This is a genomic window from Kitasatospora sp. NPDC059571, assembly GCF_042735675.1.
Classification (GTDB): domain Bacteria; phylum Actinomycetota; class Actinomycetes; order Streptomycetales; family Streptomycetaceae; genus Kitasatospora.
The window spans coordinates 10,213-22,220 of the sequence record NZ_JBHWBW010000085.1; the positions used below are offsets into that span (position 1 = coordinate 10,213).

Below are 12,008 nucleotides of genomic sequence, written 5' to 3' on the forward strand. Positions count from 1 at the left end.
CTGCGGCACCGGCTTGGCATGGGCCGAGCCACCCCTCTCCCCCGACACCCCGTAACCCGTCGCCGTCGTCGGCGGCGGCCCGGCCGGCCTCATGCTGGCCCACCTGCTCGGCCGCGCCGGCGTCGACACGGTCGTGGTCGACACCCGCACCCGGCACGAGATCGCCACCACCCACCGGGCCGGCATCCTGGAGGCCGGCGCGGCCCGGGACCTGGTCGAGACCGGCGTGTCCGACCGCGTGCTGCGCGAGGGCCACGAGCACGAGGGCATCGAACTCCGCTTCGGCGGCCGGCCGCACCGCATCCACTTCAAGGACCTGGTCGGCGCGTCCACCTGGCTCTACCCGCAGACCGACGTGTTCACCGACCTGGCCGACGCCCGCGACCGGGACGGCGGCACGGTCCTCTTCGGCATCAAGGACACCCAGGTCCTCGACGTCACCACCGACAACCCCCGGGTCCGCTGCACCGCGCCGGACGGGACCCGCCACGAGATCCGGGCGCGATACGTGGTCGGCGCCGACGGTTCGCGGAGCACGTGCCGCGACCTGGTGCCCGAGGACCGGCGGGTCCGCTACGGCAAGGAGTACCCGTTCGCCTGGTTCGGCATCATGGCCGAAGCCCCGCCGAGCGCACCCGAGTTGGTCTACGCCCACTCCGAGCACGGCTTTGCGCTGATCAGCCGGCGCACCGAGACGGTGCAGCGGATGTACTTCCAGTGCACCCCCGGCGAGTCCGTCGACGCCTGGCCCGACGACCGCATCTGGGAGACCCTCCAGGCCCGGGTGGCGGGCCGGGACGGCTTCCGCCTCAACGAGGGGCCGATCCTGGAGCGCACGGTGCTGCGGTTCCGCTCGTCCGTGCAGGAGCCGGTGCGCTGGGGCTCGCTGGCCCTCGCGGGCGACGCCGCGCACACCGTGCCGCCGACCGGCGCCCGCGGACTCAACCTCGCGCTGCACGACGTGAAGGTGCTCGCCGACGTCCTGCTGCGGGCCCTCGGCGGCGAGGGCGACACCGCCCTGGACGACTACCAGCCGCGCGCGCTCCAACGGATCTGGCGGGCCCAGAACTTCTCCTCCTGGATGACCCGGCTGCTGCACAACGACCCCGGCGGCACCCCCTTCGACCTGCGCCGCCGCCTCGGCGAGCTCGAGAACGTGGCGGGCACCCGTGCCGGCCGCACCTACCTCGCCGAGCAGTACACCGGCTGGCCCACCGCCGCACCGGCCTGACCCGCACCGTCCCGGCCCGCACCGGCCAGACCCGCACCGGCCTTCTGCACGGCCTCCCCGCACCGGCCCGTGCCCGCCTTCGAACGACCATCAGGAGCACCCCGTGATCATCGACTGCCACGGCCACTTCACCACCGCACCACCGCAGTTGGCCGCCTGGCGGGACCGTCAGGTCGCAGCGGCCGGCACCCCCGGCGACGCACCCGACCCCGACGACCTGGCCATCACCGACGACGACCTGCGCGAGGCGATCGAGGGCAACCAGCTGCGGCTCATGGACGAGCGCGGCATCGACCTGACGGTATTCTCCCCGCGGGCCAGCTTCATGGCCCACCACATCGGCGACTTCCGGGTCTCCGCGGTGTGGGCGCGGATCTGCAACGACCTGGTCCACCGGGTCAGCACGCTCCACCCCGACCGCTTCGCCATGGGCGCGATGCTCCCGCAGTCGCCCGGCGCCGACCCCGCCACCTGCCTGCCCGAGCTGCGCCGAGCCGTCGAGGAGCTCGGCGCGGTGACGGTCAACCTCAACCCCGACCCGTCGGGCGGCCGTTGGACGGCCCCGCCGCTGACCGACCGCAGCTGGTACCCGCTCTACGAGGCGATGGCCGAGTACGACATCCCCGCGATGATCCACGTCAGCACCTCGTGCAACCCGGCCTTCCACACCACCGGCGCCCACTACCTCAACGCCGACACCACGGCGTTCATGCAGCTGATCCAGGGCGACCTGTTCGCCGACTTCCCGACCCTGCGGTTCGTCATCCCGCACGGCGGCGGTGCGGTGCCCTACCACTGGGGCCGGTTCCGCGGCCTGGCGGCGGCGCTCGGCAGGCCCGACCCGGAGGAGCTGCTGGAGAACGTCTCCTTCGACACCTGCGTCTACCACCAGCCCGGGATCGACCTGCTCACCCAGGTCATCCCCGACCGGGCGCTCCTCTTCGCCAGCGAGATGATCGGCGCCGTCCGCGGCATCGACCCGCGCACCGGCCACCACTACGACGACACCAAGCGGTACGTCGACGCCACCCCCCACCTCTCCGCGCAGGAGCGGGCCGCCGTCCTCTCCGGCAACGCCCTGCGCACCTACCCCCGCCTCGCCGCCCGCCTCGCCGCGGCCGGCCGCTGACCCCGGGAGAAGAACCATGGAACACACCGACATCGGCGTCGTCCGCACGGCGATCACCCGCGCCGATCCCGAGGCCGTCGCCGCGCTCTCCGCCTTCGGCACGGCCACCGTCCACGAGGCGATGGGCCGAACCGGCCTGATGCGCCCGTACCTGCGCCCGGTCTACCCGAAGGCCCGGCTGTGCGGGACTGCCGTGACCGTCCTGCTGCAGCCCGGCGACAACTGGATGCTGCACGTCGCCGCCGAGCAGATCCGCGCGGGCGACATCGTCGTCGCGGCCTGCACGACCGAGAGCGAGGACGGCTTCTTCGGCGAGCTGCTCGCCACCTCCTTCCGCGCCCGCGGCGCCGCCGGCCTGGTCATCGACGGGGGCGTGCGCGACACCGCCGACCTGGAGCAGATGGACTTCCCCGTCTTCGCCCGGGCGGTCAACGCCAAGGGCACGGTCAAGGCCACGCTCGGCTCGGTCAACGTGCCGGTGGTCTGCGCCAACGCGCTCGTCCGGCCCGGCGACGTGGTGGTGGCGGACGGCGACGGCGTCGTGGTGGTCCCGCGCGAGCGGGCCGCCGAGGTCGCCGCGACCGCGGCCCGGCGCGAGGCCGCCGAGGAGGGCAAGCGCGCCCGGTTCCGGGCCGGCGAGCTCGGCCTCGACCTGTACGGCATGCGCGGCCCGCTGGCCGCACTCGGCCTGCGCTACGAGGACCGGGAGACGAGGAGCGAGCGATGACGACGACCTTCGAGAAGACCCCCGGCTGGCTGGACTGGTACGCCGTTCCCAGCCGCCCGCAGTTCCGGCTGCCGGAGGGCGCCGTCGACGCGCACTGCCACGTCTTCGGTCCGGCGGCCGAGTTCCCGTTCGCCGCCGAGCGCAAGTACACCCCCTGCGACGCGTCCAAGGAGCAACTCTTCGCCCTGCGAGACCACTTGGGCCTCGCCCGGAACGTCGTCGTCCAGGCGACCTGCCATGGTGCCGACAACAGGGCCATGGTCGACGCCCTGCGCGCCTCCGGCGGCCTGGCCCGCGGAGTCGCCACCGTGCGCCCCGGGATCACCGACGCGGAGCTGCGCGAGCTGCACGAGGCCGGCGTCCGCGGCGTGCGGTTCAACTTCGTCAAACGGCTCGTCGACGCCGCGCCACAGCAGGACCTGCTCGACGTCGCCGCACGCATCGCCCCGTACGGCTGGCACGCCGTCGTCTACTTCGAGGCGGCCGACCTCGCCGAGCTGCGCGACTTCCTGCTCTCGATCCCCGTGTCGCTGGTCGTCGACCACATGGGACGGCCCGACGTCACCGAGGATCCGTACGGCCCCGGCTTCGAGGCGTTCCTCGGCCTCCTGCGCGCGCGGTCCGACATCTGGTGCAAGGTCACCTGCCCCGAACGGCTCTCCGTGAGCGGACCGCCGGCGCTGGACGGCGAGCAGCACGCCTACCGCGACGTCGTCCCGTTCGCCCGGCGCATCGTCGAGGAGTTCCCCGACCGGGTGCTCTGGGGCACCGACTGGCCGCACCCCAACCTCACCGACCACATGCCCGACGACGGCCTGCTCGTCGATGTCGTCCCGCACATCGCCCCGACGCCGGAGCTGCAGCACAAGCTGCTCGTCGCCAACCCGATGCGCCTCTACTGGCCGGACGCGGACACGGACTGACCCGCCGGCCGACCGGTCCGCGGGCCGGCCGACCCACCGCACGATTGGAGCCCCCAGCATGACGCTGGACAAGTCCTACCGGCTGGTCCCGGGGACGACCATCTTCGACGCCGAGCAGTCCGCCAAGGGGTACCACCTCAACCAGTTCTGCATGTCTCTGATGACCGCGGAGAACCGCGAACGCTACCTCGCCGACGAACGCGCCTACCTCGACGCGTGGCCGCTGCGCGAGGAGCAGAAGCAGGCCCTGCTCGACCGCGACCTCAACGCCGCGATGCGCGAGGGCGGCAACATCTACTTCCTCGCCAAGTGGGGAGCCACCCTCGGGCTGTCCTTCCAGCAGATGGCGGGCTCGATGACCGGCATGACCGAGCAGGAGTACCGCGACATGATGCTCGGCGGGGGCCGCTCCGTCGAGGGCAACCGGATCGACCACGCCGTCCTGGAGGCGGCCCACGCCGACACCGCCCCGCCGGCCGAGCACGCCGTCATCACCGCCGCCGTCTTCACCTCCCACGTGCCGGCGATCGGCGCGGCCATGGACCACCACAAGACCGAAGAGCCCTACTGGAAGCCGGTCTTCGACGGCTACGAGTACTCCAGGCAGTGGGCCCGGGAGAACCTCCCCGACGTGGTCCTGCTGGTCTACAACGACCACGCCAGCACCTTCGACCTGTCGCTGATCCCGACCTTCGTCCTCGGCACCGGCGCCGCCTACCCCACCGCCGACGAGGGCTACGGCCCCCGCCCCGTCCCGGGCATCGAGGGCGACCCCGACCTCGCCGCACACATCGCGCACTCGCTCATCCGGGACGACTTCGACCTCACCCTGGTCAACGAGATGACCGTCGACCACGGCCTGACCGTCCCGCTGTCGCTGATGTTCGGCGACGTCGAGGCGTGGCCGTGCAAGGTGATCCCGTTCCACGTCAACGTGGTCCAGTACCCGGTGCCCTCCGGCGAGCGGTGCTTCAACCTCGGCCGGGCGCTGCGCCGGGCGATCGAGTCCTACGACAGGCCGCTGAACGTCCAGGTGTGGGGCACCGGCGGCATGAGCCACCAGCTGCAGGGCCCCCGCGCCGGACTCATCAACCGCGCCTGGGACAACGCCTTCCTCGACCGGCTGGTCGACGACCCGACCGGCCTGGCGCAGCTGCCGCACCTCGACTACGTCGAACAGGCCGGCTCCGAGGGCATCGAGCTGGTCATGTGGCTGATCGCCCGGGGGGCGATGAGCGACATCGACGACACCGGAGCGGTCGAGGTCAAGCACCGCTTCTACCACGTGCCGGCGTCGAACACCGCCGTCGGCCACCTGATCCTGGAGAACCAGCAGCGGGCCGGGGCGCCCGCCGAGGAGGAATGACATGACCGACCAGCAGACCGTCCGCATCGCGCTCGCCGGCGGCGGCGCCTTCGGCGCCAAGCACGCGGCCGCCCTCCGGCGGATCGACGGCGTCGAGGTGACCGCCGTCGTCAGCAGCACCCTCGACAGCGCCCGGAAGTTCGCCGCCGAACAGGGCATCGGCCGCGGCGTCGCCACCCTGGACGAGGTGCTCGCCGCCGACGACGTCGACGCCGTCATCCTCGCCACCCCCACCCCGATGCACGCCGAACAGACCATCGCCTGCCTCGACGCCGGCAAGCACGTCCAGACCGAGATCCCGCTCGCCGACTCCCTCGCCGACGCCGAGGCGTGCCTCACGGCCCAGCAGCGCACCCGGCTCGTCGCCATGGCCGGCCACACCCGCCGCTTCAACCCCAGCCACCAGTGGATCCGGCAGCGGATCCGGGCCGGCGAGTACCGCATCCAGCAGATGGACGTGCAGACCTACTTCATGCGCCGCACCAACCTCAACGCCCTCGGGCAGCAGCGCTCCTGGACCGACCACCTGCTGTGGCACCACGCCGCGCACACCGTCGACCTCTTCGCCCACCAGACCGGCTCGCCGATCGTCCGGGCCAACGCGATCCAGGGCCCCGTCCACCCCGACCTCGGCATCGCGATGGACATGTCGATCCAGCTGCGCGCCGCGAGCGGAGCCATCTGCACGCTGTCGCTGTCGTTCAACAACGACGGGCCGTTCGGCACGTTCTTCCGCTACATCGGCGACACCGGCACCTACCTCGCGCGGTACGACGACCTCACCACCGGTACGGACGAACCGATCGACGTCAGCGGCGTCGACGTCTCGATGGACGGCATCGAACTGCAGGACCGCGAATTCGTCGCCGCGATCCGCGAGGGCCGCGAGCCGAACGCCTCCCTCGCCCAGGTCCTGCCCTGCTACCGGACGCTCGCAGCCCTCGAGGAGCAGCTCACCGCTGCCGTGAACCCGTGACCGCGACCCCCACGGCCGGCCCCGGCCGCACCCCGCGCCGCATCGGCCCCTTCGACGTGCCGGCGATCGGCCTGGGCTGCATGAACCTCAGCCACGCCTACGACACCCCGCCCACGCCCGAGGCCGCCGAGCACCTGCTCCGCACCGCCCTCGACGAGGGCGTCACCCTCCTCGACACCGCCGCCCTCTACGGCTTCGGCGCCAACGAGGAACTGCTCGGCCGCGTCCTCGCCCGGGTGCCCGCCCGCCACCGGGACCGCATCGTGCTGGCCGGCAAGTGCGGGATGACCGGCGTCGGCGGCCGGCGTGTCATCGACGGCCGCCCCGAGACCCTCCGACGCACCGCCGACGAGGCGCTCGCCCGGCTCCGCACCGACACAATCGACCTCTACTACCTGCACCGCATCGACCGGCGCGTCCCGGTCGAGGAGAGCATCGGAGCGATGGCCGAGCTCGTGGCGGCCGGGAAGGTACGTGCCCTGGGACTCTCCGAGGCCTCCGCCGCCACGCTGCGCCGCGCCCATGCGGTGCACCCGATCGCCGCGCTGCAGAACGAGTACAGCCTCTGGTCGCGCAACCCCGAACAGGGCACCCTGGGCGCGACCCGCGAGCTGGGTGTCGCCCTGGTCGCCTTCAGCCCGCTGGCCCGCGGATTCCTCACCTCGGCGCCGCCCGACCCGGACGGGCTCCCGGCCCGCGACATCCGCCGGACGATGCCCCGCTTCGACGCCCGGAACTACCCCGCCAACCTGGCGCTCCGCCGCGCCCTCGAACGGATCGCCCGGGACGCCGGATGCACCCTCGCCCAACTGGCGCTCGCCTGGGTCCTCGCCCGGGCGCCCCACGTGGTCGCCATCCCCGGAACGAGGTCCGTCGCCCATCTGCGGGAGAACCTCGCCGTTCTCGACCTCGCCCCTCCGGGCGAGGCGCTGGACGCGGCCGGAAGGGTCCTCAACTCCACGACCGTCCACGGGGCGCGCTACAACGAGGACACCCTCGCCGAGATCGACACGGAGCGGTGCGGTGCGGCCGGCTGACGAGCCATCGCCCGAGGAGTCGTTCGGCCGGATGTGCACAGCACACTTCCGCCGCAGCTCTCCGCCCCGTCGGCCCCTCACATGCGACCCTGCTGCATAAGATCGCCGCAGGGCACCCCTGCGGAGCGCCCCGAGGAGCGGCCCCGGGCGTGCCGGCCCTGCGCCCGGCCGGGGCCGGGCGCTCGCCCGTGTCAGTGAGAGAGGATCCGCCATGACCTACGCCGTGGACTTCCACACCGTCTCGACGGTCGGTCTGGAGTCGTCGCCCGTCGCGGAGGCGCTCGCCGGCCTGCGGGCGAACGAGGCCCGTTACTTCAAGAACAAGTACGACCACGTCTTCACGGTGGAGCCGGCGGGCGAAGCCCCAGAGGTCATCGACTGGGTGCACCGCATCCTCCGGGAAGAGCGTGAGATCGTCATCGCGTCCCGGCCCCTCGAAGCCACGTCCTTCGAGGTCGAGGGCATCCGCATGGCCTACGTCTTCTACGAGAACGGACTGTCGGTCAACGTGATGTACACCATCGACGACGCCGGGAAGCGCGCGGTCGGGTTCAAGCTCTCGGACGGGATGGAGGTCCCGGCGGAGCTCGCCGAGCGGTTCAAGTTCGCACGGCAGAAGTCGAAGCTCGCCGGGACCATCCGCGGCTCGTACTTCGTCATCAAGAACGCGTACTGAACGCGGCGCACGTCCGTCACCCGGCCGCCCGTCGCACCGTTCGCCCCGTACGAACACGACATCCGAACCGGCCGCCGGCCGCTGCATGTTCGGGGTTTCGGCCAGTGCGGAGGCCGCTTGGATGCGGGGGAGACTGCCCGTCAGATGCAACGGCCCGGACGACGTGGACGAGGGAGTGCCGTTCACCGGGGTGGACATCGGGTGGCGGCTGACGCGTTCGGCATGGGGCCACGGCTACGCGACCGAGGCCGCGTCGGCCTGCCTGGCATTCGGCTTCGACACCCTCGGCCTGCCGGAGATCGCTGCATCGACCACCGCCGGCAACCTCCGCTCCCAGGCCGTGATGCGCCGGCTCGGCATGACCCACGAACCGGCCGACGACTTCGAGGACCCGAGCGCACCCGAAGGGCCGCGCCGCCGCTGCATGCTGTACCGCATCCGCAGGCGTCGACGGTCGCCCTGACCGCGGTCGGTCGCCGACGAACCACCGAGACGAGTGGCCCCCGTGCGACGACCTGGCACATCGCGCGGGCCCGCCCGACCCGGTCGTCACTGCCCGCGGCCGGGGGCCGGTCGAGGACGGTGGGGTTTCGGCCGGCTGGGCTGCGCTCGATGGTCCGCACGTATCGGCTGCGTCGTTTTCCTCGGGTGCTGGGTGAACACGGGCGGACTCCGCTGCGTACTGAAGGTTGGGCCGCTTCTCAGGCCACCGCATCGGGACCGACGGCCCGCCGGAAGGAACATCGATCATGCGCCGTTTTGCCTGGGCAGTTGCGGTGCTGCCCGCCATCGCCGTGGGGGCTGCAGCGTGCAGCAGCGGCAGCAGTTCCGCGCCCGCCCCGCCCGCTTCGACGGGCACCCAGTCCTCCCGGCCCGCGAGTCCGTCCGGCTCCGGCGGGGCCGTCGTTGCCGTGCACACCTCCAATCAGGGCATGGTCCTCTCGGACGGGCACGGCCGTACTCTCTACCTCTTCGAGAAGGACGCGCCGACCATGTCGAACTGCGACGGCGCCTGCGCCGCCGCCTGGCCGCCGCTGACCACCACGGGCGCCCCGCAGGCCGGCACCGGGGTCACCGCAGCCGACCTCGGCACCCTCACCCGGGCCGATCACAGCATCGAGGTGACCTACCACGGTCACCCCCTGTACTACTTCGCCGGCGACCACAGTCCTGGCGACACCAACGGTCAGGGATCCACCGCTTTCGGCGCCAAGTGGTACGTGCTCAACCCCGCCGGAAACAAGATCGACAACGACTGACGGGCGGCCCACCCGAGGCCGGTCCGGTCGGACTCGCACCCCCGTTTCGCGTACCCGTGGGCGCGCCGCACGGACCCCCCGGATGTGCGCGGGCGTACGGTGGAGCCATTCCAGGACCGGCCGGAGAGAGCCCGATGAGACACCGTCACCCTGCCGTCGCACCGAACGCGAGCGGGCACCCGAGCATCGGCCCGATCGGACGCGGCAACACGACCGCATCCGAGGCCGGCTGATCACGTGGCCGGACTCGACCGTCCCGGCGGGCGCCGACCCCCCTACGGCGCACTCTGGGCTCTCCTGCCACTGGCCGTGACCGGTGGGCTGCTGTGGTTCGGCCGGGCCCACACCCCGGACTACACCAGCAGCCTCTTCGGGAACCAGGGCGACGACGCCAATCAGCTCAAGGCCCGGCTCGGCACCGCCCTGCTGGGCCTGGCGCTGATCCAGCTGCTGCTCGCCCTGTGGATGTACGGCCGCCTGCCCGGCCTGCCTGCCGCTCCACGCCGGGTCGGCCGGGTGCACCGTTTCATCGGTCTGCTCGCCTTCCTGCTCTCCCTCCCGATCGCCGAGCACTGCATCACCGCCTACGGGGTCCAGCTGACCGACACCCGGGTGGCCCTGCACTCCCTGGCCGGCTGTTTCCTCTACGGCGCGTTCGCCGCGAAGGTCATCGTCGTCCGTCACCGCCGGCTGCCCGGCTGGGCGGTGCCCCTGGCCGGGGGAGCCCTCGTGGTGGCGATCGCCCTGCTCTGGTACACCGCCGCCTTCTGGTACCTCAACGGCTACCAGGCGCCGGGCTTCTGACCTGCCCCCACCAACTGGCCCTGGCCGCACCGAGTGACAACCCGAGCGCCGAGGCGGTTGCGATCGCCTCCTCGACCGCGCGATCAGGGCGGCCGCACCGGAGGTCTGACGAGCCCTCCGTCGCCGTTTCTGCACGCGTCACGATCTCGTCCACGCCTGCCCCCGGCACCCCCTCGTCCGGCCCCTTCGGCCGCGACTGACGCCGACCGCCCGCCATCCACCGATTCCCGTGTGCGCATTCCTCACCGGGCGCTGTCAGTCCTGCCCGCTACCGTCGAGGTCGCGGCCACGATCACCAGGAGGGACAGGGCATGGCACACAGTCCGGGGGCGCTCACGCGCGGCCGACGCCGCGTGGTGGGCGGGGACGGCCTGACCGACCGGCAGCGGGAGATCCTCGCGGTGATCGCCGACCACACCGCCGCCCGCGGCTATCCGCCCACCATGCGCGAGATCGGCCGGGCCGTGGGCCTCTCCAGCAGCTCCTCGGTCGCTCACCAGCTCAACCGTCTGCAGAACCTCGGGTACGTCGAGGCCGACCCCCAGCGCACCCGTACCTACCGCCTCACCCGCGCCCGCCCCACCTCACCACCCGCCGACCCCGTGCACGGCTCCGTCGCCGTCCCCCTGGTCAGCCACAGCGAGGTCGGCAGCCCGACGACCACGATGCACGACGCGGACGTGCTGCACCTGCCCCGTCGGATCGTCGGCGACGGCGACCTGATCGCACTCACCGTCCGCGTCGGCTCCCCGGCCGGCACGCCTGCGGCCGAAGGCGCCGTGAACGGCGGCGACCTCGTCATGGTCCGTCGCCAGCCCACCGCTGAGCACGACGACCTCGTTGCCGCACTCATCGACGGCGAGACCACCATCAGCCGCTACCACCGCGACGGCGAGCAGACCTGGCTCGTCCCGCACCCCACCGCCCGCCCGACCGTCCCCGCCGACCGCGCCACCCTCATCGGCAAGGTCGTCGCCGTCCTGCGCACCGTGTAGCACCACAGGAGCCGACCGGCGGACCGAGGCCCACCCGGGTGCGCGTCCCGGGTCAACGCCGGGAGTCCGACCGAGCCGAATGGCACCAGGAGGCAGCACCATGAAACTTCTTCTCACGTCCGCGGGCGTCAAGAACACGAGCATCCGGAACGCGCTGGTCGACCTCCTGGGCAAACCGATCGGCGACTCCAACGCCCTGTGCATCCCCACGGCCGGGTACGGGCATCCCATGGGCAGCCCCGCCGGGGCATGGCGCTTCATCACCGGACAGTCCTCGACACCCATGTGCGAGCTCGGTTGGAAGTCCCTGGGCGTGCTGGAGCTGACCGCCCTGCCCAGCATCGGGCCGGGGCGCTGGGTCCCCTGGGTCCGCGAGGCCGACGTGCTGCTGGTGAACGGCGGCGACGCGCTGTACCTGTGTCACTGGATGCGGGAGTCCGGACTGGCCGATCTGCTGCCGTCGCTCCGCGAGAAGGTCTGGGTGGGGCTGAGCGCCGGGAGCATGGTGATGACCCCCCGGATCGGGGACGACTTCGTCGAGTGGCAGTCGCCCACCGGGAACGACAGCACACTGGGGGTCGTCGACTTCTCGATCTTCCCGCACCTGGACCACCCCGCCCTGCCGGAGAACACCATGGCCGACGCCACGAGGTGGGCGGCCGGCCTTCCGAACCCGGCGTACGCGATCGACGACGACACCGCCATCAAGGTGGTCGACGGCACCGTCGAGGTCGTCTCCGAGGGGCACTGGAGGTTCTTCTCCTCCTAGCGGGCGGCGCCGAGCGGAAACGCATTTCCCAAGCCCGGCCGCGGTGGCGTAGAGTCGTGCCTACCGACGCGGGGTGGAGCAGCTCGGTAGCTCGCTGGGCTCATAACCCAGAGGTC

Annotated in this window: 12 protein-coding genes and 1 pseudogene; all 13 read left to right on the plus strand. The window is 72.2% G+C overall.

Annotated elements, in window-relative coordinates:
• Positions 1 to 91: 91 nt before the first annotated feature.
• The 13 genes and pseudogenes from ACFV0G_RS12945 (at position 92) to ACFV0G_RS13005 (ending at position 11,892) form a co-directional block, all read left to right on the plus strand.
• Positions 92 to 1,231: a 4-hydroxybenzoate 3-monooxygenase gene (locus tag ACFV0G_RS12945; protein ID WP_380545874.1), complete on the plus strand. Its 1,140-nt coding sequence runs from the start codon at positions 92 to 94 to the stop codon at positions 1,229 to 1,231.
• A gap of 103 nt (positions 1,232 to 1,334) precedes the next feature.
• Complete coding sequence (locus ACFV0G_RS12950) at positions 1,335 to 2,360, plus strand: amidohydrolase family protein (protein WP_380545876.1); 1,026 nt, start codon at positions 1,335 to 1,337, stop codon at positions 2,358 to 2,360.
• A gap of 16 nt (positions 2,361 to 2,376) precedes the next feature.
• A complete protein-coding gene (gene ligK, locus ACFV0G_RS12955) occupies positions 2,377 to 3,087 on the plus strand; it encodes a 4-carboxy-4-hydroxy-2-oxoadipate aldolase/oxaloacetate decarboxylase (RefSeq protein ID WP_380545878.1) in 711 nt (236 codons plus the stop codon).
• Entirely contained in the window at positions 3,084 to 4,010 is a 927-nt protein-coding gene (locus tag ACFV0G_RS12960) for an amidohydrolase family protein (protein ID WP_380545880.1), read from the plus strand. Before ligK ends, ACFV0G_RS12960 begins: the two co-directional genes overlap by 4 nt.
• A gap of 58 nt (positions 4,011 to 4,068) precedes the next feature.
• Positions 4,069 to 5,376, plus strand: coding sequence for a protocatechuate 4,5-dioxygenase subunit alpha (gene ligA, locus ACFV0G_RS12965; RefSeq protein ID WP_380545882.1), 1,308 nt, complete (start codon positions 4,069 to 4,071; stop codon positions 5,374 to 5,376).
• A gap of 1 nt (position 5,377) precedes the next feature.
• Positions 5,378 to 6,352 carry a Gfo/Idh/MocA family oxidoreductase gene (locus ACFV0G_RS12970; RefSeq protein ID WP_380545884.1) on the plus strand — a complete coding sequence of 325 codons (975 nt, stop codon included), beginning with the start codon at positions 5,378 to 5,380 and terminating at the stop codon, positions 6,350 to 6,352.
• Positions 6,349 to 7,389, plus strand: coding sequence for an aldo/keto reductase (locus ACFV0G_RS12975; protein WP_380545886.1), 1,041 nt, complete (start codon positions 6,349 to 6,351; stop codon positions 7,387 to 7,389). Before ACFV0G_RS12970 ends, ACFV0G_RS12975 begins: the two co-directional genes overlap by 4 nt.
• Before the next feature lie 211 nt (positions 7,390 to 7,600).
• Positions 7,601 to 8,065, plus strand: coding sequence for a phage tail protein (locus ACFV0G_RS12980; protein WP_380545888.1), 465 nt, complete (start codon positions 7,601 to 7,603; stop codon positions 8,063 to 8,065).
• Between the two features lie 151 nt (positions 8,066 to 8,216).
• Positions 8,217 to 8,528, plus strand: a pseudogene (locus ACFV0G_RS12985) (GNAT family N-acetyltransferase); the annotation flags it as partial.
• A gap of 286 nt (positions 8,529 to 8,814) precedes the next feature.
• The gene (locus tag ACFV0G_RS12990) at positions 8,815 to 9,324 is read left to right on the plus strand and encodes a hypothetical protein (RefSeq protein WP_380545890.1); all 510 of its coding nucleotides are present in this window, start codon (positions 8,815 to 8,817) and stop codon (positions 9,322 to 9,324) included.
• A 237-nt stretch (positions 9,325 to 9,561) separates the two neighbouring features.
• Entirely contained in the window at positions 9,562 to 10,128 is a 567-nt protein-coding gene (locus tag ACFV0G_RS12995; protein ID WP_380545892.1) for a DUF6529 family protein, read from the plus strand.
• A gap of 311 nt (positions 10,129 to 10,439) precedes the next feature.
• Complete coding sequence (gene lexA, locus ACFV0G_RS13000; RefSeq protein ID WP_380545894.1) at positions 10,440 to 11,123, plus strand: transcriptional repressor LexA; 684 nt, start codon at positions 10,440 to 10,442, stop codon at positions 11,121 to 11,123.
• A 100-nt stretch (positions 11,124 to 11,223) separates the two neighbouring features.
• Positions 11,224 to 11,892 carry a Type 1 glutamine amidotransferase-like domain-containing protein gene (locus ACFV0G_RS13005; RefSeq protein WP_380545895.1) on the plus strand — a complete coding sequence of 223 codons (669 nt, stop codon included), beginning with the start codon at positions 11,224 to 11,226 and terminating at the stop codon, positions 11,890 to 11,892.
• Positions 11,893 to 12,008 lie beyond the last annotated feature (116 nt).

Excerpts from the sequence above, each read along its gene's own strand:
- ACFV0G_RS12945 (WP_380545874.1), top strand. The coding sequence starts at position 92 with ATGCTGGCCCACCTGCTCGGCCGCGCCGGCGTCGACACGGTCGTGGTC.
- ligK (WP_380545878.1), top strand. The coding sequence starts at position 2,377 with ATGGAACACACCGACATCGGCGTCGTCCGCACGGCGATCACCCGCGCC.
- ACFV0G_RS12960 (WP_380545880.1), top strand. The coding sequence starts at position 3,084 with ATGACGACGACCTTCGAGAAGACCCCCGGCTGGCTGGACTGGTACGCC.
- ligA (WP_380545882.1), top strand. The coding sequence starts at position 4,069 with ATGACGCTGGACAAGTCCTACCGGCTGGTCCCGGGGACGACCATCTTC.
- ACFV0G_RS12970 (WP_380545884.1), top strand. The coding sequence starts at position 5,378 with ATGACCGACCAGCAGACCGTCCGCATCGCGCTCGCCGGCGGCGGCGCC.
- ACFV0G_RS12980 (WP_380545888.1), top strand. The coding sequence starts at position 7,601 with ATGACCTACGCCGTGGACTTCCACACCGTCTCGACGGTCGGTCTGGAG.
- ACFV0G_RS12990 (WP_380545890.1), top strand. The coding sequence starts at position 8,815 with ATGCGCCGTTTTGCCTGGGCAGTTGCGGTGCTGCCCGCCATCGCCGTG.
- lexA (WP_380545894.1), top strand. The coding sequence starts at position 10,440 with ATGGCACACAGTCCGGGGGCGCTCACGCGCGGCCGACGCCGCGTGGTG.
- ACFV0G_RS13005 (WP_380545895.1), top strand. The coding sequence starts at position 11,224 with ATGAAACTTCTTCTCACGTCCGCGGGCGTCAAGAACACGAGCATCCGG.